20 protein-coding genes and 1 pseudogene are annotated in these 20,536 nt (G+C 59.4%); 6 read left to right on the top strand and 15 right to left on the bottom strand.

What is annotated here, in order from left to right; all coding sequences use genetic code 11:
- Window positions 1–63: 63 nt before the first annotated feature.
- The 7 genes and pseudogenes from PVA48_RS06660 to PVA48_RS06690 all read right to left on the bottom strand — a co-directional run bounded on the left by PVA48_RS06660 (window position 64) and on the right by PVA48_RS06690 (window position 8,083).
- A complete protein-coding gene (locus tag PVA48_RS06660; RefSeq protein ID WP_102727952.1) occupies window positions 64–1,113 on the bottom strand; it encodes a hypothetical protein in 1,050 nt (349 codons plus the stop codon).
- A 156-nt stretch (window positions 1,114–1,269) separates the two neighbouring features.
- The gene (locus PVA48_RS06665) at window positions 1,270–2,841 is read right to left on the bottom strand and encodes a 3-phosphoglycerate dehydrogenase family protein (RefSeq protein WP_180975129.1); all 1,572 of its coding nucleotides are present in this window, start codon (window positions 2,839–2,841) and stop codon (window positions 1,270–1,272) included.
- Between the two features lie 19 nt (window positions 2,842–2,860).
- Window positions 2,861–4,114: a DUF1015 domain-containing protein gene (locus PVA48_RS06670; protein ID WP_102727954.1), complete on the bottom strand. Its 1,254-nt coding sequence runs from the start codon at window positions 4,112–4,114 to the stop codon at window positions 2,861–2,863.
- Between the two features lie 24 nt (window positions 4,115–4,138).
- Window positions 4,139–4,582, bottom strand: coding sequence for a hypothetical protein (locus PVA48_RS06675; protein WP_146020055.1), 444 nt, complete (start codon window positions 4,580–4,582; stop codon window positions 4,139–4,141).
- Window positions 4,583–4,664: 82 nt separating this feature from the next.
- Window positions 4,665–5,736 (bottom strand): annotated as a pseudogene (locus tag PVA48_RS06680) (pyridoxal-phosphate-dependent aminotransferase family protein).
- A gap of 303 nt (window positions 5,737–6,039) precedes the next feature.
- The gene (locus PVA48_RS06685; RefSeq protein WP_102727956.1) at window positions 6,040–7,062 is read right to left on the bottom strand and encodes a YeiH family protein; all 1,023 of its coding nucleotides are present in this window, start codon (window positions 7,060–7,062) and stop codon (window positions 6,040–6,042) included.
- Window positions 7,063–7,183: 121 nt separating this feature from the next.
- Window positions 7,184–8,083 (bottom strand): LysR family transcriptional regulator, encoded by a 900-nt coding sequence (locus tag PVA48_RS06690; protein ID WP_102721556.1) that lies wholly within the window; start codon window positions 8,081–8,083, stop codon window positions 7,184–7,186.
- A gap of 158 nt (window positions 8,084–8,241) precedes the next feature.
- Between PVA48_RS06690 and PVA48_RS06695 the strand changes: the two genes are divergently transcribed.
- The 3 genes from PVA48_RS06695 to PVA48_RS06705 all read left to right on the top strand — a co-directional run bounded on the left by PVA48_RS06695 (window position 8,242) and on the right by PVA48_RS06705 (window position 10,552).
- Entirely contained in the window at window positions 8,242–9,060 is an 819-nt protein-coding gene (locus PVA48_RS06695) for a hypothetical protein (protein WP_146021063.1), read from the top strand.
- 15 nt (window positions 9,061–9,075) lie between these two features.
- Window positions 9,076–9,792 (top strand): ankyrin repeat domain-containing protein, encoded by a 717-nt coding sequence (locus PVA48_RS06700; protein WP_102727958.1) that lies wholly within the window; start codon window positions 9,076–9,078, stop codon window positions 9,790–9,792.
- 340 nt (window positions 9,793–10,132) lie between these two features.
- Window positions 10,133–10,552 carry a hypothetical protein gene (locus PVA48_RS06705; RefSeq protein WP_102721552.1) on the top strand — a complete coding sequence of 140 codons (420 nt, stop codon included), beginning with the start codon at window positions 10,133–10,135 and terminating at the stop codon, window positions 10,550–10,552.
- Between the two features lie 18 nt (window positions 10,553–10,570).
- Here PVA48_RS06705 and PVA48_RS06710 read toward each other — a convergent pair whose 3' ends face one another.
- The 8 genes from PVA48_RS06710 to PVA48_RS06745 all read right to left on the bottom strand — a co-directional run bounded on the left by PVA48_RS06710 (window position 10,571) and on the right by PVA48_RS06745 (window position 17,699).
- The gene (locus tag PVA48_RS06710; protein WP_102727959.1) at window positions 10,571–11,026 is read right to left on the bottom strand and encodes a hypothetical protein; all 456 of its coding nucleotides are present in this window, start codon (window positions 11,024–11,026) and stop codon (window positions 10,571–10,573) included.
- 20 nt (window positions 11,027–11,046) lie between these two features.
- Complete coding sequence (locus PVA48_RS06715) at window positions 11,047–12,156, bottom strand: glycoside hydrolase family 43 protein (RefSeq protein WP_102721550.1); 1,110 nt, start codon at window positions 12,154–12,156, stop codon at window positions 11,047–11,049.
- A 21-nt stretch (window positions 12,157–12,177) separates the two neighbouring features.
- A complete protein-coding gene (locus PVA48_RS06720; RefSeq protein WP_102727960.1) occupies window positions 12,178–13,323 on the bottom strand; it encodes a glycoside hydrolase family 43 protein in 1,146 nt (381 codons plus the stop codon).
- Window positions 13,320–14,573, bottom strand: a complete 1,254-nt coding sequence (locus PVA48_RS06725) for a prenyltransferase/squalene oxidase repeat-containing protein (protein ID WP_022396333.1) — start codon at window positions 14,571–14,573, stop codon at window positions 13,320–13,322. Before PVA48_RS06725 ends, PVA48_RS06720 begins: the two co-directional genes overlap by 4 nt.
- 3 nt (window positions 14,574–14,576) lie before the next feature.
- Window positions 14,577–15,803 (bottom strand): prenyltransferase/squalene oxidase repeat-containing protein, encoded by a 1,227-nt coding sequence (locus PVA48_RS06730; RefSeq protein ID WP_022396332.1) that lies wholly within the window; start codon window positions 15,801–15,803, stop codon window positions 14,577–14,579.
- Window positions 15,796–16,332 carry an HlyD family efflux transporter periplasmic adaptor subunit gene (locus PVA48_RS06735; RefSeq protein WP_423232425.1) on the bottom strand — a complete coding sequence of 179 codons (537 nt, stop codon included), beginning with the start codon at window positions 16,330–16,332 and terminating at the stop codon, window positions 15,796–15,798. The genes PVA48_RS06730 and PVA48_RS06735 overlap by 8 nt, the downstream gene beginning before the upstream one ends.
- Window positions 16,333–16,406: 74 nt before the next feature.
- Window positions 16,407–17,003: a hypothetical protein gene (locus tag PVA48_RS06740; RefSeq protein WP_423232426.1), complete on the bottom strand. Its 597-nt coding sequence runs from the start codon at window positions 17,001–17,003 to the stop codon at window positions 16,407–16,409.
- A 15-nt stretch (window positions 17,004–17,018) separates the two neighbouring features.
- Entirely contained in the window at window positions 17,019–17,699 is a 681-nt protein-coding gene (locus PVA48_RS06745; RefSeq protein ID WP_102731255.1) for a hypothetical protein, read from the bottom strand.
- A 189-nt stretch (window positions 17,700–17,888) separates the two neighbouring features.
- Between PVA48_RS06745 and PVA48_RS06750 the strand changes: the two genes are divergently transcribed.
- From PVA48_RS06750 to PVA48_RS06760, 3 genes are all read left to right on the top strand, one after another.
- Window positions 17,889–18,608, top strand: a complete 720-nt coding sequence (locus PVA48_RS06750; protein ID WP_102727961.1) for a hypothetical protein — start codon at window positions 17,889–17,891, stop codon at window positions 18,606–18,608.
- Window positions 18,609–18,646: 38 nt separating this feature from the next.
- Window positions 18,647–18,964 (top strand): thioredoxin, encoded by a 318-nt coding sequence (gene trxA / locus PVA48_RS06755; RefSeq protein WP_022396328.1) that lies wholly within the window; start codon window positions 18,647–18,649, stop codon window positions 18,962–18,964.
- A gap of 298 nt (window positions 18,965–19,262) precedes the next feature.
- A complete protein-coding gene (locus PVA48_RS06760; protein WP_102721545.1) occupies window positions 19,263–20,468 on the top strand; it encodes a C39 family peptidase in 1,206 nt (401 codons plus the stop codon).
- Window positions 20,469–20,536 lie beyond the last annotated feature (68 nt).

Raw genomic sequence — 20,536 nt, forward strand, 5'->3', positions numbered from 1 at the left:
GAGCGGCAAACGGGACGCAGGAGCTTTTCTTCATTCCGTGCCCTCAAGTTTTCAGGAACACGCTCAGCCGTTGCTGCGGCGGAAGGCCCCCACCGTGAACAGGAGGAGGATGAATCCCACAACGGAGGCAGCGCCCGTGAACAGCTTCTGGAAGGAGGCATGGTCTTTTTCCTCCTTCTCCAGCTTTTTCACTTCTTCTCTGGAAGACTTGCGCATTTCAGCTCGGGCCTCGTCATAGGTCCGGGACGCCTGTTCCTCTTCTTTCCGGGCTTGTTCCAGAGCGTTCCGGACGGCTTTGGACTGCTCCCTGTATCCGGCTGTAGCCAGCAAATCGTCATCTCCCGGGTCCGGGGCGGCGGTTTCTTCCCGGTCATCGTCGGTTAAGGCCTTGTTTTTTTGTTCGGTGAGTTTTTCCTCCGCTTTCTGCATCAGTAGCTGCTGCTTGCCGGTTTTTTCTTCCAGGGCTTCCAGGGCGGCGTCCAGAGCCTGCATTTTTTTCTTTGTGGCGGAGGTTTTCAGGCGAATGAAGGCTATTTGCGATTGAAGTTCCGAGATGTTCTCCTTCTGGGGAGCGGCTCCTGAAAATTTCTTTTTGGCTTTGGCATCCTCCCGGTTCTTGGCCAGTTCCCGTTCGGCCTGCCCCAGTTCCGCCTGAATACTTCTCTGCTTGTCGGCCAACTTCGCAAGCAGGGTTTTCATTCCCTCCCTCTTTTGAAGCAGTTCTTCCCTGGCGGACTTGGAGTTTTCCCTCTGCCTGCTCATGCGGCGGCGCAACTGGTCAATCCTCTGGTCGTGTTCCTTCACTTCCTCCTGCTGGTCCGCCATGCTTTTTTGGTAGGCGGCAACCTGGGCTTCCTGCTGCTGCTGTCTTTTCTGCTCAAGATAGGTTTCCTGGAATTTTTCCATGGCCTCTTCCGCCGTCCGGGTGGCGTCCTGGGCTTCATCCAGTTTCTTCCGGGTCTGGCTGACGGTTTTCTCCAATACTACGGCCTCCTGTTCCATGGCTGTTTTCCGGGCGGCCAGTTCCTTTCCTTCCGGGGAGATATGGTGTTGATAGTACCAGACGGAGAATCCGGCGGTTAAAATGGTCAGGAGAAGCAGTACATAGCGCATGAGAGTGTTCCAACGATTCGGGTAAAAGTACAAAAAGGAGTGTGCCTTGTCAACATGGCAGAAATAAAGGCAACCCGCCTCCCTCCGGGAATGGAGAGGAAGCGGGCTGCCTGGAAGGCGGGTTCCGGCAGAGTCCGGAAATGAGTCTAATTCCTGTTAAAGATTCAGGGAGAAGGCGGAGATGGCGTCTATCTCTTCCGCAATCTTGTTCAGCAGTTCATCGGAAACGGGTTTGTTGGTCTTGAGGACGGCCAGGGCTTCCCGCGTGGCGTGATCGGCCGGAGCGGCGATGTTGTCAATGTTGATGCCGTTGGAGTACAGGGCGGAACCGATGGTGGCGATGATGCCGGGACGGTCCTTGTAATGCAGGAACAGCGTTGTGCCGCGCAGGTCCGCATACAGCCCGTTGAAGTTGTTCAGGCGGGAGACCATGGGAATGCCTTCCGTCACCACGCCGCGCACGCTGGTGTTGAAATATTCCCCCTCATCTTCCATCACCACGTCCAGCGTGATGGAATCTTCATAGGGCTTGTCGTCCTTGGGCTCCCGCGCCTTGAAGACGATGCCGTGCTCCCGCAGGGATTCTTCCGCGGCGGCGGGCATGAGGCCCTTTTCCGCGTGCGGCAGCAGCCCTTCCAGAATGGGGGCAGTGAACCATTTGCGGAAGACGCGCAAGTTGCCGTAGAAGGTGCATTCCACCCGGCGGATAGGCTTGTTGCCTCCGGCTTTGCGGGCCAGGGCAGCGAGCAGGAAAGCCAGTTGGAGATGGGCCGGATTGAGACCGTTGGGGGATTCCCCGTTCACCACGCAGGAGGTGTCTCCGTCAGAAAAATAGGCCACCATCTGTTCCGCGGCGCGCTTGGCCGCCTTCGTGTTGGCCTCCCGGGTGTTGGCGCCCAGGTGGGGAAGGATGAGGTCCGCCATGGCGGCGGAAGGTTTTTCTCCTGGCGCGTCCTTGGGGTGGACGTCCGTCAGGTAGCCGATGTTTTTGCCCGCGGCCTTGGCGGCGGCCAGCGCTTCTTCATCCACCACGCCGTAGCGGGAGCAATTGATGAGCACCGCGCCGTCCTTCATGCTGTCGATAAGTTCCGCGTTCACCATGTGGTGGGTGGAGGGACCGCCCGGAACGTGCAGGGTGATGATGTCGCACTGGGAGAAGATGTCTTCAATGCTGGTGGGGGTGACGCCGATGTTCAGGGCGCGCTGGCGGGCCAGAAAGTGGTCGTAGCCCAGCAGGGTGGGTTCAAATCCCTGGAGGCGCTTGACGAGGTTGCGGCCGATGTTGCCCAGGCCGATGATGCCCACGGTTTTTTTGGTCAGCTCGCTGCCCATGTATTTTTTCTTTTCCCACAGGCCTTCCCGGGTGGTGGCGTCCGCCTGGACGATGTGGCGGTAATACGCCAGAATCATGGCCATGACTTCCTCCGCCACGGCGTTGGAGTTGGCGCCGGGGGTGTTCATGACGTCCACATTCTTCTTGCGGGCGTACACGATGTCAATGTTGTCGTAGCCGGCTCCGGCGCGGATGACCAGCTTCAGGGAGGGGAGGGCGTCCATGATTGCCGGAGTGACTTTTTCACTGCGGACGATCAGGGCCACGGTGTCCGGATGGGCGGCGGCCTGTTCTTCCAGAGGCGTGTCGGCGTCCTGGACGACTTCATAGCCGGCCGTTTTAAGCGTATTGGCCGCTACGTCGGAGAGTTTGGTGGGAATAAGAACCTTGTTCATGTTGGTATGGTGGAAAATGTCATTGTTCAATGGTATGGACAAAAAGTCCGCTGCGCAGCTTGGGCTCAAACCACGTGGACTTGGGGGGCATGATTTCCCCGGCATCCGCCACGCGGAAGAGGTCGTCCATGGTGACGGGGTACAGGGAGAAGGCCAGCGCCATTTCTCCGGAGCAGCGGCGTTCCAGTTCTCCCAGGCCGCGGATGCCGCCTACGAAGTCGATGCGGTCGCTTGTGCGCGGATCGTCAATGCCCAGGATGGGGGCCAGCACATTCGCCTGGAGAATGGCGCAGTCCAGGCTTTCGATGGGATGGTCCGCCGGGAAGGTTCCCGGTTTGGCGGTGAGGGAATACCACCGGCCGTCCAGATACATGCCGAATTCGTGCTTGGCGCGGGGGGCGTAGCCTTCTCCGGGAACGGCGTCCGCAGGCGCCACGTCAAAGGAGGCGCGGAGCTTTTCTAGGAATTCTTCCCTGGACAGGCCGTTCAGGTCGCGCACGACGCGGTTGTAGTCCATGATGAAGAGGTCTTCATCACAGAAGACGACGGCCATCAGGTAATTGAATTCCTCCTGTCCCGTGTAGTCCGGGTGCTCCTTGCGCCGCCTGGCGGAAACGGCGGCGCTGGACGCCGTACGGTGATGGCCGTCCGCTATGTAAAGAGCATCCACTTCTTCAAAGCCTTTGCGGATGGCTTCCACCGTGCCGGGATCGGAGACGGGCCACAGGATGTGGGTAACGCCGTCGTCCGTGGTGAAATCGTACTCCGGTTTGTGGAATTTGATCCATTCCCGGATGATGCCGGAAAGGCCCTCGTGCTTGCGGTAGGCCAGGAATACCGGTTCCGTCTGGGCGGAACAGGCGTCAAAGTGCTCAATGCGGTCCAGCTCCTTTTCCCTGCGGGTCAGTTCATGCTTTTTGATGACGTCGCTGGCGTATTCATCCACGGAGGCGCAGCCGACGATGCCCGTCTGCACGCGGCCCCACATGATCTGGCGGTAAATGTAGAAGGAAGGTTTTTCATCCCGGACGAGGTAGCCCTTGCGGACGAATGCTTCCAGGTTTTCCCGCGCCTTGGCATAGGTTTCCGGGGCGTGGATGGCGGTTTCGCTCGTGTCGATGTCGGAGCGGCAGATGTGGAGGAAGGAGGCGTCGTTTCCGGCGGCCATTTCCCTGGCCTCCCGGTGGTTCATGACGTCATAGGGGAGGGAGGAAACCCGCGCGGCCAGTTCCCGGGGCGGACGGAGGGCGGGGAAGGGATGGAGTGTGGACATGGAAAAATGAGAGAGTACAGAAGGTTAATGACGGAGGGAGCAATGATATAGCGCACGGATGCCGGAGACAAGCCCCGCCAAAATACATGCCGCAATGAACAGCAGCAGGTACCGCATGGGCGCTCCTGCCGCTTTGAGAAAATCCAGGGGCTTGAACAGGAGAAGCCGGACAAACTCTCCGCCTCCCGGAATGCTGTTCAACAGCAGGAGCATCCCGATGAGCAGCAGGAACAGGCTTGCCGCGGCGGCCATGCTCCATGTGCAGGAGCGCGCCATTTCCCCCGCCTGTTCCCGGTCCAGGCGTTTTTTCACCAGGATCAGGTAGTACGGAACAAGCATTAGAAAGAAGGCTCCGGACCAGGGGCGCATGGCTTCATTCAAGGCTCCGGCGATGATGAGGGCCGTCAGGACGCAGGCGGAGGCGATGATGAACAGAGCCTGGAGCGCCGTGTGAAGAACCTTGTTCATGGCGGCTGTTCCGTTCATTCTCCGGAGGAGGCGTTCTTCCCTCTTTCCCGGGCGGGGCCGGAAAAGAGGGAAGGGAAAACGCTTACTTGAGTTTCAGGATGTCCACGATGTTGGACGTGATGGAGCGCATGTCGTCCATCGTCAGCTCACCCATGTGGGCGATGCGGAAGGTCTTGTTCTTCAAATCCCCGTAACCGTTGCCGAGCTGCATGCCGCGTTCGATCAGCACGTTGTTCAGGGCGGCGATGTCAATGTCCCTCGTGTTGCTGATGACCGTCAGGGTGCGGGAAAGATGGTCCCGGTTGGCGAAGACGCTGAAATATTCATCCGCCCAGGAGCGCACGAATTCCGCCATGGCTTCATGGCGCGCAAAGCGGTTTTCCACGCCTTCCTGCATGATGCGCTGGAGCTGGAGGTCCATGGCGTACATGATGGAGACGCAGGGGGTGTTCGTGTACTGGTAGTCCTTTTTCTGGATAGTGTCGTAAATGGAGCGCAGGTCAAAGTAGCAACCGCGGTTGGGGACGGAGGCGGTGCGTTCATAAGCCTTTTGGGACAGCGTGCAGACAGCCATGCCGGGGGAGCGCCAGCGCCTTCTGGGTGGAGGTCACCAGCACGTCCACGCCCAGCCTGTCCGTTTCAATCCGGGAGCCGGCGGCGGAACTTACCGCGTCCATGCACCATACGACGTCCGGGTATTTTTTGAGTACTTCCGCAATTTCCTCCACCGGGTTCTGGACGCCGGTGGACGTTTCATTATGGGTGATGCAGATAGTGTCGTACTTGCCGGTGGAGAGGGCGGCGTCCACCATTTCCGGGGTGGTGGGCTGGCCGAGTTCGCTCTTGAAAATGTCGGAGGGAACGCCGTTGCCCGTGGCAATCTTGTACCATTTGTCGCCGAAGGCGCCCACGGAAAAAATGGCGGCTCGCTTGGCGGTGCAGGAACGCACGGCGCCTTCCATCAAGCCCGTACCGGAGGAAGTGGAGAGCAGGATTTCCTGTTCCGTCAGCAGAATGCGGCGCAGATTGTTGGAAATGCGGCGCTGCAGGGCGGAAGCCGCCTTGGATCGGTGCCCCATCATCGGGCCGCTCATGGCGGCAAGTACTTCAGGTGCTACTTCAGTGGGTCCGGGAATGAATAATTTGGTTGCCATTTGTTTTAAAAACTGGGTACGTGTACTATAGCGTCTCCAAACGGTTTGGCTATGAATTTTTGTTGGGGCAGGCTGGGAAAACCTGCCGCAGCAGCGGGAATAGGAGCGGTTTACTGCCCGGATCCGCCGGGAAACGAATGATAAATCCGGAATCAGGGGCTGCTTTTTATCTCAAGGAACTCATGTTGAGTAGCCGTTTCTCTGTTGGAAACCGTTCCGTTGCGGATGAAACGGCCTTTTTGCTTCCGTACGGGGAGGAGACGCGGATGCATGCTCCCCCCGCAGGCGAAAGGTCTTTAAAGTTTAGAAGCTGATGAGCTTGACCAGCCAGTAGCCGCCGAAGAAGAGCCAGACGTACAGGAGGCCCGCAAGCAGGAAGGGGCGCGCTCCGGCTTTCTTGAACTTCTCAAAGCTGGATTCTGCGCCCAGAGCCGTCATCGCCATGGTCAGCAGGAACGTGTCCAGGGTGTTGATGGCGTCCACCAGTTCGGCAGGCAGCAGGTGCAGGGAATTGAAGCCGATGACGGCGAGGAACAGGAACGCGAACCAGGGGATGGTGATTTTACGTTTTTCGCTGTTTCCTCCGGCGGCGGAGTCCCGCCGCGCCAGGATGATGCTCAGGATGACCAGCACCGGGGCCAGCATCATCACGCGGATCATCTTGACGATGATGGCCGGGTCGGAGATGGCCTGCCCCATGGCGTTGCCGGCGCCCACCACGTGGGCCACTTCATGAAGGGTGGCTCCGGTAAAGAGGCCCATCTGTTCCGTCGTCAGGTTCAGCATTCCGGCCCGGTACAGGGCCGGATACAGGAACATGGATAGCGTGCCGAAGATGACGACGGTGGAAACGGCCACGGCCGCCTTGTAAGGCTTGCTTTTCACGACGGGTTCCGCGCCCAGGACGGCCGCCGCCCCGCAGATGGAACTGCCGATGGAGGTCAGAAGGGCCGTGTCCCGGTCCATTTTCAGCAGCCGCCCCAGTCCCGCGCCCAGCAGAATGGTGAGGGAGACCACAATGAGGTCGATCAGAAGAGCCGCGCCCCCGATGTCGATCACGCTCTGGAAAGTCAGCTTGAACCCGTACAGGACGATGCCTGTTCTCAGCACCTGCTTGGTGCAGAACTGGATGCCGGGCACCCACGCTTCCGGAAGGTGGTTGCGCAGGCTGTTGGCGTAAAGCATCCCCAGCACGATGCCGACAATCAGCGGACTGAAGGAGAGGTGTTTCACCCATTCAAAGTCCGCAATGTAGAAGGCGGAAAAGGAGAACAGGACGATGAGCAGGATGCCGTGGAGCGGATTGGCGAGATGTTTGGGGGACATGGGCTGTAGAATGATGGCTGCGGCCGCCCGTCTTGTCCGGAGGGGGAACGTGCCGGAACGGCTGCGTGGGAGATATACTCCACAATCATCATAAAATCTAATCAGAAATTGTTATAGGCGATTAGATTTTGTTATAATAATTCCGGCAGAATTTGATGAATAATTCATTGATTCTGCTGTAGTCTCCGTGCCCGTTGGCAAAGTGGAAGGAACGGCGGATTTCCAGATGGCGGAGATGGATTTTTTTCAAATCCCCGCGTTTGAGCTCTTCCCGCACGGCGAGGGAGGAGAGAAAAGAGCATGCCGGAGAATGCGCCAGATACATCTTGATGCTTTCCGTATTGCCCAGCGTCATCAGGACGTGGAGGCCGGAAGCGGCGATTCCGTGTTTCTTCAGGACTTCCTCTACCACCCGGCGCGTGCCGGACCCCGGTTCCCGCATGATCAGGGGAACATGGGAGAGCTGCGGGAGGGAGAGGCCTTCCCGCGGGGCGGCGGCATGAGAACCGCCCGCCAGAATGATTTCATCCTCCATGAAGGGCAGGTAATGCAGGTCCGTACGCCTTGCGGTGCCTTCCACGATGCCGAGCTGCACGGCTTCATCCTGCACGGCCTGTTCGATTTCCTCCGTATTGCCGCTTTTCAGCCGTATGCGTATTTCCGGATAATGGCGGTTGAACAGGGCCAGCAGCGGAGGCAGGACGTACTGGGACATGGTGGAGCTGGCTCCCAGGCTCAATTCACCGGAAACGGGCGTATTCCGGCCGGAAGACATGTCTTCCGCCAGCGTTTCATATTCCTTGAGGATGCGGCGGGAATGGACCAGCAGGCGCACGCCTTCCGCCGTCAGGGCGATGCCGCGGCCTTCCCTTTTGAACAGGCGGGCGTCCAGCAGGCGTTCCAGCTCCTTGATATGCCGGGTGACGGCCGGCTGCGTGATGAACAGCTCCTCCGCCGCGCGCGTGAAGTTCAGGCGCCGCGCGACGGTCTCAAACACTTTCAGCCGGAAATCCGTAATCATGGAGAAGGCATGCATTCAACCACGCCTCCGCGTTCCCGGCAAGCTCCTTTCCTTCATGCGGTTGCCCGTTGAAAAGAAAAGGCCGTGAAATCCGGATGATGACATGATGGCGGCTCGTGCGGGGAAGCCGGAAGGAAGAGAACAGGAGCAGCATGGGCATGAGATGGCGGATTATGGCCGCGGCGGCATTTTGCGTGGCCGGGTGGGCTTCCGGGGATGTGCCGTCCGATCCTTCCAGGGAGTTTTTACTGCCTTCCGGAACGTTGAAGGCGTTCGCCGAATATATACCAGCCTATGGAAAAGGTGCGGTTCCTGGTCCGGAGGGGACGGAGCCTGTCCGTCTGGAACAAGCGATAGACGCCACCCGGGCGGCGAAGGATGCTCGTGCGCTGAAGGAAGCCGCCGCACTGGACGCCTATTGGCAGTCCCGGCTGGATGCTCTTTATGCTCCCGTAGCCGCCTGGTTGGCTTCACGGTGGTTTGTAAAGTCGGAATTGATTGAACATCAATCAAAGTGGTTTAAGGAAATGCCTCTTCAGGAATTGCAGGATGAAATAGTGATGGAATCCTGGGTGCAGGCGCAGGTGGCTTGGGAGGCATTTTTAAGAGCGGATGAGAGGTTTTACAGGGCGTGGATGCTGGCCGACCAAAACCGGCGCTCTGCCATGAAGGGGGAGGGCGTACCCGATGCCGGGTCATTGGGAGAGCTGGAGGAGGCGGAAGTCCATGTGCGCCGGGCCTTCAAGAAGATGGAACGGATGATGGCTATTGCGGATACGGCCTGCGCGACGAATGCCTACCCTCTGGTGGACATTGCGCCCGTTGATCCCGGCTGGCAGGAGAATGACCCCGTGCTGCAAAAGGTGGAACAGGCCGTTTGTTCTTCTGAATATCCCTTCGTCAAGTTCCTGCTGGGCTCCTACCGGAATTACTGGAAGGCCCGGTTGTCCGGTATCCGGACGGCTTTCTTGCCGTAGAATGGCTGCAGTTTCATGCGTACCGGATGGGAGGACAGGCTCCGGGAGGCGGACCGGGCGTGGCGGCGTGATGTGGTTTTTTCCGTGGAGTATGAAATTCAGCCCGGCATTTATTTCTGGAGTTCCGGGATAGGCATTTACATGACGGCGCATGAGTCGTGGCTGTACCGCCAGAGGTGCCGGGATTTGCTGGCCGTCGCGGGGCTGGTACCGGAGAGAAGATCAGAGGGCTTCACCAGCCCGGCCCGGAATTTTGCCGGCTTTGGGGAAGCGCGTCTGATCGTGGAGCGCATGGCAGCGGCCGGAGGATCGTCCGCTGCGGCTTACCGAAAATTGTCTGAAAACCTGGAAAGGCTGCGCACGGATTTATTCAGTTCGGTTTCTCCCTGGCCAGCCGTTTTTTTGGCCGTGGAAACGGGGGATGAGAGCATGCTTCGTTTTCTGATGTCCCGGCTTCGCCTGTCCGGGGAGGATATGCTTCCGGGCGGTACGACGACTCCCCTGATGAAGGCCGTTGCCTCCCGATCCGCTCCCCTGGCGGATATTCTGGTTTCGTGCCGGGAGCTGCTCAATGCGGTGGATGCCAGGGGCCGTACGGCGTTGGACATGGCGCTGGAGCGCGGGGATGGGGAGATGGCCGCGTTGCTGCGGCGTCACGGAGGCATCACCGGAGAAGAACGGAAAAAGGAGAGAGAACATTCCTCCCCTTCCTCTCCGCCTGCGTATGACTGAGCCGGAGCCGGGAACGTTTTTCAGAGCTGGTGCGGGAGGTCATTCCCGGCAGGTTTTTTTGTTGGAAGGGGAATGGTTTTTGTTAATGCCGCCTTACCTGCCCGGAGCATGGTTGTCCGGAATATTCCGGAGGGTGCAAGGGCTGGAAGAGGTCCCGATGGTTTCCGGCGTGCAGCAACGCGTTCAAGACGGAGATAAGACAAACGGGCGGAAGTTCTGTCATTCATAAACGTTTCTGTTTGAAAATAAGTGAATTTGGAAAGTTTTCACGGCATAGTGGAAGTTCCCGGAACCGTGCATCGTCTGAACGGAACGAGACGGGAGGGAATCAAATGCCTATATGAAACTGCATTCCATGATCATTGTCGGCGGAGCCGGCCTTTTGCTGTTGGGGGCCTGTTCCCCTTCTTCCTATCAGACCACGTTCCCGGAACCGGCCTATGTGAAGGTTTCCACCAATAACGGAGCCTATGCGCCTTATCCGGACAACCCCATCGGCCAGCAGGAACTGGTGTACTGGTATGATTCCCTTACTACCCCCATGACGGTGGTGGCGGAAGTACCGCCCACTCCCATCGTCACCAAGGGCCCCGGCCCGGTGATCCTTGATTCCAACGATTTCTCCGCGAAGCTGTACCGGGACAGAACGGAAATCAAGAAGAAGGACAAGGATGGCAACTGGGTCACCAGCGTGCGCCCCACCACTCCCGCTGACCAGCGCATGAGGAATTATGTGATGGCTTCCAAGAAAGCCCGTTAATCTTTTCCTCCGTTAAATTCACGAAAACCTGTCCGGCCTGCTTTCCTCTCCGGAGGAAGCAGGCCCGGCTTGTTTACAGGCAGGTTTTTCTTCCCATTCATCCGCGGAAACGGGACGGCGGCGAACGCTTTTCCCCGGCCATGGGAGATAGGCGTCCGTATAAAAGGAGGAGCCGCAGCCCCGGCATTCCAGCATGATGCCTGTGTCCGGCCTTCCCTGTTCCTCCGGCGTCTGCGAGGCGGGGCGAAGCCCGGCATGCCCGCAGTGTGGGCAGCGGATGGGGAGAGGGGCGGCATATTGAATCATCAGAACTGCCGTGCAGACGAGCGCCCAGGCAATGTAACCGGCCCAGAAAGGCCATTCCGGATTCAGCAGCCAGATTGCCGTGACGACGGGAATGGAGCACAGGGCATATAGCAGGGTGCGCTTCTGCCTCGTGGCCAGGAGGTGGAAGCAGTAGATCGTATCCTGCATGAAAGGGGGGAAGGAAACGGTTACAGATCCTTCAGGGTCCATTCATCCTTCCATTCCAGAATGATCTGGTCGCCGTCCCATTTCATGGGAAGCCACATGTGGCGGCCGTCAATGGCGTTTTTAGGCCGCCAGATGTCCGCCATGAAGATGAATTTGCCGGGCTTGCCCTGTACGGGCAGGATGTAGGTGCTTTGTCCGCCGAAGGTGATATTGGCCTTGGGCCCCACGCAGGGATTTTTGAGCTCCGTCCACGGTCCGGCCATGCGGGGGGCCACGGCGCTGCGAGCCGCGTTGGGTGCCCAGCCGGAGCAGCCGGAGGCGATCATGTAGTATTTCCCGTTGTGCTTGCAGATGGCGGGAGCTTCCATGTAGCGGTTGACGAAGACGCGGACGTATTTTCCGTTATGCCCGGTGTAGTCCGGCGTCAGTTCCGCGATGTGCAGGGTGATGTTCCCTTCGGAGGAGTAAATATGGTAGGCCTTGCCGTTGTCGTCCACAAAGATGGTCATGTCACGGCTCATCTGGCCGCCGGGGAAGTCCCTGCGGATGATGCGGACATAGTCAGGCATCTCCTTGGTGAACTCGGTCGTCTGGTCCTTTTTGTCCAGATTCAGGGGCCATTTGCCCGGATTGACGCGCCCGGCTTTCAGGAACGTGAACGGTCCGGTGGGCTTTGTGGCCGTAGCCACGCCCGCGTACGCGGAACCGTAGCCCTTCCCCCTGAGTTCCAGGTGGAACCACATCACGTACTTTTTGGTCTTCTTGTTGTAGACTACCTTGGGGCGTTCCAGGATGCAGCCCTTGGCGATGGGGTGGGAGTTGTCCCCTTCCACCACTTTCAGGGCGATTCCTTCGTCCTTCCAGTTGTAAAGGTCCCTGGAGGAATAGCAGTGCACGCCCACCTGGGCGCGGTTTCCGGCGTCCCCCTCCACCTTGTGCTCCCCGTACCAGTAGTAGGTGCCCTTGTCGTACAGGATGCCGCCGCCGTGGGCATTGATGTGCACGCCGTTGTTGTCCGTCCAGATTTCACCGGGCTTGAAGGACGTGTGTTTGACGGGGGCGTCAGCCGTGGCAACGGAGGAGAGGCAGCAGGCCAGTCCGGCAAAAAAGGTGAGCAGCAGTGTTTTCATGCGTGTTGGCGGTGAATCGGGTTACATGTCTTCCAGTTTCCATTCGTCTTTCCATTCCAGTTTGATCTGGTCTCCGTCAAACTGGATGGGAAGCCACATATAGCGGCCGTCAATGGCGTTCTGGGGCCGCCAGATGTCCGCCATGAAGATGAATTTGCCGGGTTTGCCCTGTACGGGCAGGATGTAGGTGCTCTGTCCGCCGAAGGTGCTCCCGGCCTTGGGACCCACGCAGGGGTTTTTGAGCTCCGTCCACGGTCCGGCAATGCGGGGAGCCACGGCGCTGCGGGCGGCGTTCGGCGCCCAGCCTGTGCATCCGGAGGCGATGAAGTAGTATTTGCCCTTGTGCTTGAAGATGGCGGGAGCTTCCATGAAGCGGCCGGGGAAGACGCGGACGAATTTTCCGGTGTGCTCCGTGTAGTCCGGCGTCAGTTCCGCGATGTGGGTAGTGCTGTTTTCCTCGGAGGAATAGATGTGGTAGGCCTTGCCGTCATCATCCACAAAGATGGTCATGTCCCGGCTCATCTGTCCTTTTTCAAAGTCCTTCTTGAACATGTCCTCGGAACGCACGCCTTCCGGCAGGGCGCTGGAGGTCAGGCCGGGCACTCCCTTGAACGTTTTCATGGTCTGGTCCTTCTTGTCCATGTTCATGGGCCATTTGCCCGGATTGACGCGCCCGGCTTTCAGGAACGTGAACGGGCCGGTGGGCTTTGTGGCCGTAGCCACGCCCGCATAGGCCGCGCCATAGCCTTTTCCCTTGAGCTCCAGATGGAACCACATCACGTACTTTTTGGTCTTCTTGTTGTAGACCACCTTGGGGCGTTCCAGGATGCAGCCTTTGGCGATGGGGTGGGAGTTGTCCCCTTCCACCACTTTCAGGGCGATTCCCTCGTCCTTCCAGTTGTACAGGTCCCTGGAGGAATAGCAGTGCACGCCCACCTGGGCGCGGTTTCCGGCGTCCCCCTCCACCTTGTGTTCTCCGTACCAGTAGTAGGTGCCCTTGTCGTACAGGATGCCGCCGCCGTGGGCGTTGATGTGCACGCCGTTGTTGTCCGTCCAGATTTCACCGGGCTTGAAGGACGTGTGCCGGACCGGCGTTTCCGCGGTGGAGACGGCGCCCGCGCCGCAGAACAGGCAGAGCGCCAGAAGGGATTTCATGGTGTTTGTCATGGCCGGAATGGTGTGGAAGTAAGGGATGAAGGCGGTTCCGGCTGTCCGTACAGCTTGTCCCACGCGCGGGAAAGGGCGTAAAGGGCGTAGCCGGTGCCGTAGAATTTGTGATAATTGTACAGGGGGTAATCCCACCAGGAACCGTCTGTTCCCTGACGGGTGAGGATGTCGTCCGCCAATAGAGACGCATGGCGTTTTACCTGATTTGGGGCCAGCATGTCCAGACACATTCCTGAATAATAGTATCCGTAGTAGAAAAAGTAGCCGGAATTCTGAGCGAAACTTTCATGGGGAGTGGGCTTGTGCAGGGCCATCGTCAGCCATCCCCGGCGGCTCCACAGGCGGTCCAGTCCGTCCACGAGCTGGCGCAGGGAGATGTCCTCCGGCTCCCAGAGCCTGATGGCGTAGTCACAGGCGGGGGTGCGTGCCAGGCTGCCGGTGTGGCGGTTGATGGGCCGGCCGGGATAGAAGGCATGCCCCAGAGAATAGACGTAGGTTCCCGCCGGCGTCCTCTGGGATTTGAGGAATTTCAACGCGCGGCTGAATATTTTGTTGTCCAGCGACAGGCCGAATGATTTTCCGGCCATCCAGGCGGAGATGAGGACGGTTCCCGTCAGGAAGGAGGTAGGCTGCGCCGCGGGCCGTTTGCTGAAGCCGGAATAGGTGAGGTAGCCCCAGCCCCCCATGGCGGAAGCCAGCTCATTGAGCTTTTTCACCTGGGAGCCGGCGCAGCTTTTCAGCTCCCGGTAGCGCGGGCTGTTCCGGTCCAGTCTTGCGGCCCGCATGCTCATGGCGTCCAGCACGTAGGTATGCGCCCAGGTGTTGTACACGCAAAGGGAGTCGCCGCGCTTCAAATGGGGCATCGTACGGATCAGGTAGTTTTCCGCGCGGGTCATGGCCTGCTGCACGGCGGGTTCGTTGTGCAGGGGGCTGGCGTTAAGCCCCGCAATGCACAGGGCGGTGCTTGCCGTCTTGAAGGTGAGCGGGCCGTCCGGATAGGGGCAGAGGATGTTCCAGGTGCCGATCACCCGGTGGTCGCCCCAGGAGCCGTCCCTGTTCTGCGTTTTCAGCAGGAAGTCTACGCCGCGGCGGAACGCCTGGTCAAATTGTTCGGATTTCGCGGGCGGGATGTCCGGAATTTTGGCGATCTGGATGGCATCCGCCTTTTCCGCCTGCGCGGGTTTCCCGTGCGCTGCGGGAAGATGCAGGCACAGAATCGCGAGAAGGCTGGTCGTCAGCAGGCGGAACATGGGTCAGGAGGCCGTTGCGGCATTGGAAGGGTACAGGGATTCCCTGACGCGGGAGACGGCGTACAGGGCATAGCCGGTACCGTAGAATTTATGGTAGTTGTACAGGGGATAGTCCCACCAGGAGCCGTCTTTTTCCTGCATGGGCAGGAGGTCGCTTGCCAGATGGGAGGCATGGCGCGCCAGATGTTCCGGGGCCACTTCCTCCAGGCAGCGGGCGGCGTAATAATACCCGTAGTAGAAGAAGTAGCCCGCGTTCTGGGCAAAGCTTTCATGGGGAATGGGCTTTTTCACGGCCAGGGAAAGCCAGCCGCCGCGGCTCCAGATGCGTTCCAGGCCGTCTTCCAACTGCCGCCTGGAGATGAAAGCCGGGTCATACCGCATCAGGGCCAGGTCTCCGGCGGGGGTGCGGGCCAGACTGCCGGTGTGGCGGTTGATGGGCCGGCCGGGATAGAAAGAGTGGGAAAGGGAATAGACGTAGCTGCCGGCAGGGGTCCGCAGTTTTTCCAGGCAGGCGACGGCGCGTTTGACGACTCGGGCATCCGGCTTGAGGCCGAAGGCCTGTTCCGAGTCCTTGTAGGCGAGCAGGACCGTAGCCGTCAGGAAGGAGGTGGGCTCTCCGATGGGACGTTTGGAAAAGGTTTCAAACGTATAATAGCCCCAGCCGCCCTGGACGTCCGCCATCTGGTCCAGCGCCTTGACCTGAAGGCCGGCCACTTTTTTTAGTTCCGCATACAGGGGGGAATCCGCAGGAAGATTGCGGGCCGCCCGGCTCAGGGCGGAGAGGCCGTAGGCATGGCCCCAGACGCCGAGCACGGTGCGCGTGTCTCCCCGTTTCAGGGTGGGCAGCGTGGTTAGCAGGTATTGCACGGCCTTGTCCAGCGCGGCCTTGACGGCGGGGTCCTCCTTCAGGGGGCTGGTGAGCAGGCCGATTACGCACAGGGAGGTGGAGGCCGTTCTGAACGACCTGGGCCCTTCCGGGTAGGGGCAGATGACGTTCAGCCCCTTGGTGCGCGTATGGCTTCCCCAGGAGCCGTCCCTGTTCTGTTCCTTCAGCAGGAAGTCCGCCGCCTTCCGGATGGAGGCGTCCAGGGTTTCCCGGGAGGGCGGCGGAACGTCCGGCACCCTGGCAATGGGAATGGTATCCCTTTTTTCCGCGTTTTCCGCCGGAATGGAGGCGCAGAGCGCCGTGCTGGCCCCCAGGGCGGCGAGAAAAAAGACGGCTTTATTCATGGAGGTCCGTAGGGGGATCAGGCCTGCTGGTCCTTGATGGTGACCTGGACGGGGAGGCCGGGAGCGAAGATCTGGCTGGCGGGAACCTTGGGCGTGATGATGATGCGGCGCTTGCCGTCCGCCCCGGAATGGGGCTGGCTTCCGTAATGACGCCGGGAATCTGCATGTTCGTTACCTTGATGACGACGGCTTCCCCCACCTTGGGCGTGGCGGTGGAGTCCGGCAGCGTGGCCTGCACGATCAGTTCCGAGTTCGGCGGGACGATGGTGGCGATTTTGTCAAAGGCTTCCAGCTTGCCGCCGGGCTTGAGCTTTTCCGCCACCGGAATGGCTACCCATTTGTCCGCCACATAGCCGCCGTACAGCAGGATGCCGTTTTCAGGGGCCTTGAAGGCGGCCATTTCCCGGTCCGCTTTCAGTTCGTTGTATTTGTCCTGAAGGCGGCGCAGGGACACCTCCGCCTCCGTCAGGGCTATCTTTTTCTGTTCCAGGTCAAAATCAGCCTGCTTCCGGGCCTGTTCCAAATCCATCTGCTTTTCCTTGACCGCCGTGGCGTAGTCTTCCCCCAGGCGGTGGATGTTGCGCAGCTTGGCCAGCTCCGCGACTAGCTTGGCTCCCTGGACGGCAAATTCGCTTTCCCCAGTTCGTTTTTCAGGCGCTTGAGGATGATTTCTTCCGTTTCCTCCGCCACCTGGTCATCCTTGTACATCTTGGTAAGCTGGTTCAGCTCCTCCTGCTTGTAGGACATGTGGCGCAGGGCCTTGTTGACGCGTTCCTCTTCTTCCGCCAGCATGCGGGCCTTCCGCTTTTCCAGGAAGTCTTTCTGGTCCTCCTCCGTCCGGGTCAGGGCCGTCTGGTATTTTTGCAGAGCCAGCGCGGAGCGTTCCTTCTGCTGGTCCAGGGCGTACCGGAGTTTCAGCACTTCCAGGTTTTTGCTCTTGATGGTGCGTTCGTAGTCTTCAATGCTCTTGTCCAGGATGCGGAAGTCCGCCTGCGCCACGGATTCCCCCTTCTTGACGGAGCTGCCCTGCGGCATGATGCCGAGCAGGAAAATGTCCGAGCTCCCCTTGGGGGAGAAGGAAATGGACTTGGTGTTTTTCTTGGGAAGCAGGATGCCCGGGGCAATGGAATCCGCCAGGGCGGGAATTCCGATGAGCAGGGCGGCCAGAAGTCCGGCCGTTGTAAGAGTTGTGCGGTTCATGGTGGCAGGATGGAATCAGGATTGATGCGCGGAAAAGGGGACGAAGCGCCCCTTCTTTCCAAGAATAACGGTGTGAAAAGTGGTTTTCTTTCCTTTATGTGAGGCAGGCACGGCCTCCGTGCTCACTTCAAAACCCGCTTTTTGGAGTGTGCGGGCAAGCCGGACGTCCGGCCGGGCCACGGTGATGACCAGCAGGCCGCCCTGCTTGAGCGCGGCAAAATAGTCGGAAGCCTCCGCCACGCTCAGGTTCATGCGTTCATGCGTGGAACGGCACAGGATGGCGTGGAAGCTTTTCGGGTTTTTGCGGGCGATCTGGAGCGCCGGAGTGAATTCCACGCTGACGCGGGGATCGTGCAGGAAGCCGGGGCGTTCCCCGTCCATCAGCTCCTGGTGCCAGTCAACGAGCGGCTTGCAGGGCTCCGCTACGATGAAGCGGGCCTTTTCCCTCTGGACCAGGTCCATCAGGGCAAACAGGGTGAACCCCAGGCTTAGGCCGTCCAGGAGAAAAGCGGGCTGGTTGGCCCTTTTAACCGGGGCTGCCGCCATGGCCGCTGCCGCTTCATTGCTCCCATGGGAAAAACTGGACGCGAGCTGCACGCCGTCACGAAGAAGAAAATGGAAGCCGTCCCGTTCCCAGAGGTCGAGAATGGAACCGTCGGGCAAGGTGGTGGAAGCTAATTTGGTAATGGGTTTCATATGAAATAATGCCGGATACACAGCGTAGGAAAGAACGCTTTTCAGGGCAAGTCCGGACAGCGTGTTTAGGATGGAATACGCTCCAAATTAAAAAAAATTGCACGGAATTTGGGCTTTGCGCATTCTTTTTCTTGATTTACGGTCGGAAATAAGCGAGAGCTATCGTTCAGCACAGCTATTTTTTCCGATATGAGTAATCCACCTCCCCCCTCCATTCCGGGCGGTACTCCGCCTCCGCCCAGCATTCCGACTCCGCCGGCCGCTCCCTCCGTGCCCAAGGCACCGGCGGCTCCCTCTGTCCCTCCCGCCTCCGGCGCTCCTGCGGCTCCCGCCGCACCCGCCGCGCCGCCCGCTGCTGCTGCGCCCACCATTCCCCTTCGTCCCGCCGGGCTCGGCGGAGGCATCAAGCTTGGCGGCGGGTTGAAGACGGTTGCTCTCGGCTCCGCCACGACGCCCGTGGCTCCTCCCGCCGGTGCGGCACCCGCAGCCGCTGCGCCCACCGTTCCCCTGACCCCTCCCGGGGCAGGCATGGCGACCGCCCAGCTTCCGCAGGCCACCATCGGGCTGAATACCGCTCCTGCGGCCGCTCCGGTTTCTTCCGCCTCCTTTACGGCCAAGAAGTTTGAAGAAGATACGGAAGCGTCTCCCAATACGCTGCTCAATATTCTTTCCTTCGTGGCTCTTGCCTTTGCGCTTATTTTCGTTGGTTATCAATACGCCACGGATACCCTGGAAGCCCGTAGCATGACGGGCTGGCTGGGGAGCGACTCCAAGCCCGCTGCCGCGGCTCCCACCTCCGCCGGTGAAGAAGCGACCGATGACGCGGCCGCCGAATCTTCTTCCGATGACGCCTCCTCCGATGCCCCTGCAGAAGAGTCTTCCGATGATGGCGCCGATGCAGAAGAATAAGTGAACATAATGACTGTTGAAATACTCTAAGCGGTACTATGGCAAACGTATTTTCTGAAGCAAATTTTGAGGATGAAGTCCTGAAGTCCGACATTCCTGTGCTTGTCGACTTCTGGGCTACATGGTGCGGCCCCTGCCGCATGATCGCCCCGATCATTGACCAGCTTTCCACGGAACTGGCCGGCAAGATCAAGGTGGGCAAAGTGGATGTGGACGCCAACAACGGCCTTGCCGCTACCTATGGCGTGCGTACCATTCCCACCCTTCTGGTTATCAAGGACGGGGAAATCATGGATACGATGGTGGGAGCCTCTTCCAAGGACGCCATCATGCAGCGTTTGCGTCCGTTCATGTAACCGGACTGGTTTATTCATTCAAGCCGGCCTGCTGCGGAATGTACCGCGGCAGGCCGGTTTTTTTGTTCCTGGGGCCTGTCTGAATGAATCCGGTGAAGGGAAGGCTAATAACGGACCGTCCGCCGGGGTAAGATTCATTTTTTCTTGGCAGGACCGCCATGGAAGAATACATTGTCAGCATGGGCCCCGAGCAGCGGGACCGTTCCTCTACTCCTTTGCCGTTATGCGATTTATCTCTTCATTCCTCTCTGTCTTTTCCGCCTGCTGCCTTCTTCCCGCCGCATGGGGGGCTGGCGACATGGCGCCGGATTTAAAATCCGGCGCGTTCTGGACCCTCCCGCAACCGGATTTGTTTGGGAAATATTTCAACGGGGAATCCGGAGGCTGGGTGGACAGGGACAAGACCCAGCTCCGGATTGCGAAGCCTGCAATCAAAATAGGGGAAATGTCCCTGGGGGAAATGCTGGTGCACTGGAAGGAAGGCGTTCCCCAGTCCATGACCGTCATGATGTACAACAAGGGGGACAACGGGGCCATTGACAAGGATGAGTTTGAAAAACGCCTGGACCGCGTCAGGGAAGGGCTGACCGCTCTCACCGGAGTGCAGCCCAGGGAGTACCGGGCCACCCGGAAGGAGGCGGTGGTCAAGGTCAATGGCTGGTCCTGGATTTGGGACAAGGGGGCGATTACCCTGGAAACCAATACGTCGCGGGAGGGCAGGGAATTTGAAGCGGAATTCATCCGGTTGAAGGCCGGCCCCACGGAGGCTTCCATCGCGAGGGGCGACGCTTCTTCCCGCGCCAGAAAGGCGGACATCAAGCAGCACGTCAGGAAAGAAGGAAAACGGGTGGTCATCCAGGACATTCCCATGGTAGACCAGGGGCAGAAGGGTTATTGCGTGGTGGCGACCGCCGCCCGGATTTTTGCCTATTACGGAATGGATTACGTGGACCAGCACGAACTTGCTTCCCTGGCCAATTCCTCCGCGGAAGGAGGAACCAGCACGGCGGCAATGGCGGAGAACCTGAAAAAGATAGGGGCGCGCTTCCAGATCCGGATCAAGGTGCTGGATTCCCTGACGGACACCCGTGATTTCCGGAATCTGCTGAAAGCCTACAACCGCGCCGCCTCCAAATTAAAAAAGGAGAAGGTGGAGAATGAATATGACTGGTCCGGCTTCTGGGACAATGCGGACGGGGAGGTGCTGAAGCTGGCGCGCGCCGGATCTCCGTCCCAGATGGACAAATGGCTCAACGCCATCAGGCCCTACATCACGGCGGGCATTCCCGTGCTGTGGTCCGTTCAACTGGGCATCGTTCCTGAGCCGCTGCGCCTGTCCCAGACGCGCGGTGGCCATTTGAGGCTCATCATCGGCTTTGACGAGGAAAAGAAGACGCTCATCTTCTCGGATTCCTGGGGTGCGGCCCACACGGAAAAGGAAATGCCGCTGGCGGACGCCATCGCCATTACGACGGGGCGGCAGGTTATGCAGCCCTCCAAATAGAGCCGTGCTGCACGCCCTCCTTCCGCTGCCGGAAGCGCCTGAATATTCTCTCCGGAAAAAGTAATTCT

Source organism: Akkermansia sp. JRP_AM1 (assembly GCF_049262625.1).
Classification (GTDB): Bacteria; Verrucomicrobiota; Verrucomicrobiia; order Verrucomicrobiales; family Akkermansiaceae; genus Akkermansia; species Akkermansia massiliensis.

Coding starts and splice junctions, on each gene's coding strand:
- PVA48_RS06710 (WP_102727959.1), bottom strand. CDS start 11,026: ATGCAGGATACGATCTACTGCTTCCACCTCCTGGCCACGAGGCAGAAG.
- PVA48_RS06695 (WP_146021063.1), top strand. CDS start 8,242: ATGAGATGGCGGATTATGGCCGCGGCGGCATTTTGCGTGGCCGGGTGG.
- PVA48_RS06735 (WP_423232425.1), bottom strand. CDS start 16,332: ATGGATTTGGAACAGGCCCGGAAGCAGGCTGATTTTGACCTGGAACAG.
- PVA48_RS06715 (WP_102721550.1), bottom strand. CDS start 12,156: ATGAAAACACTGCTGCTCACCTTTTTTGCCGGACTGGCCTGCTGCCTC.
- PVA48_RS06675 (WP_146020055.1), bottom strand. CDS start 4,582: ATGAACAAGGTTCTTCACACGGCGCTCCAGGCTCTGTTCATCATCGCC.
- PVA48_RS06700 (WP_102727958.1), top strand. CDS start 9,076: ATGCGTACCGGATGGGAGGACAGGCTCCGGGAGGCGGACCGGGCGTGG.
- PVA48_RS06670 (WP_102727954.1), bottom strand. CDS start 4,114: ATGTCCACACTCCATCCCTTCCCCGCCCTCCGTCCGCCCCGGGAACTG.
- PVA48_RS06745 (WP_102731255.1), bottom strand. CDS start 17,699: ATGAAACCCATTACCAAATTAGCTTCCACCACCTTGCCCGACGGTTCC.
- trxA (WP_022396328.1), top strand. CDS start 18,647: ATGGCAAACGTATTTTCTGAAGCAAATTTTGAGGATGAAGTCCTGAAG.
- PVA48_RS06705 (WP_102721552.1), top strand. CDS start 10,133: ATGAAACTGCATTCCATGATCATTGTCGGCGGAGCCGGCCTTTTGCTG.
- PVA48_RS06730 (WP_022396332.1), bottom strand. CDS start 15,803: ATGAATAAAGCCGTCTTTTTTCTCGCCGCCCTGGGGGCCAGCACGGCG.
- PVA48_RS06760 (WP_102721545.1), top strand. CDS start 19,263: ATGGCGCCGGATTTAAAATCCGGCGCGTTCTGGACCCTCCCGCAACCG.
- PVA48_RS06685 (WP_102727956.1), bottom strand. CDS start 7,062: ATGTCCCCCAAACATCTCGCCAATCCGCTCCACGGCATCCTGCTCATC.
- PVA48_RS06665 (WP_180975129.1), bottom strand. CDS start 2,841: ATGAACAAGGTTCTTATTCCCACCAAACTCTCCGACGTAGCGGCCAAT.
- PVA48_RS06750 (WP_102727961.1), top strand. CDS start 17,889: ATGAGTAATCCACCTCCCCCCTCCATTCCGGGCGGTACTCCGCCTCCG.
- PVA48_RS06740 (WP_423232426.1), bottom strand. CDS start 17,003: ATGAACCGCACAACTCTTACAACGGCCGGACTTCTGGCCGCCCTGCTC.
- PVA48_RS06690 (WP_102721556.1), bottom strand. CDS start 8,083: ATGATTACGGATTTCCGGCTGAAAGTGTTTGAGACCGTCGCGCGGCGC.
- PVA48_RS06725 (WP_022396333.1), bottom strand. CDS start 14,573: ATGTTCCGCCTGCTGACGACCAGCCTTCTCGCGATTCTGTGCCTGCAT.
- PVA48_RS06720 (WP_102727960.1), bottom strand. CDS start 13,323: ATGACAAACACCATGAAATCCCTTCTGGCGCTCTGCCTGTTCTGCGGC.
- PVA48_RS06660 (WP_102727952.1), bottom strand. CDS start 1,113: ATGCGCTATGTACTGCTTCTCCTGACCATTTTAACCGCCGGATTCTCC.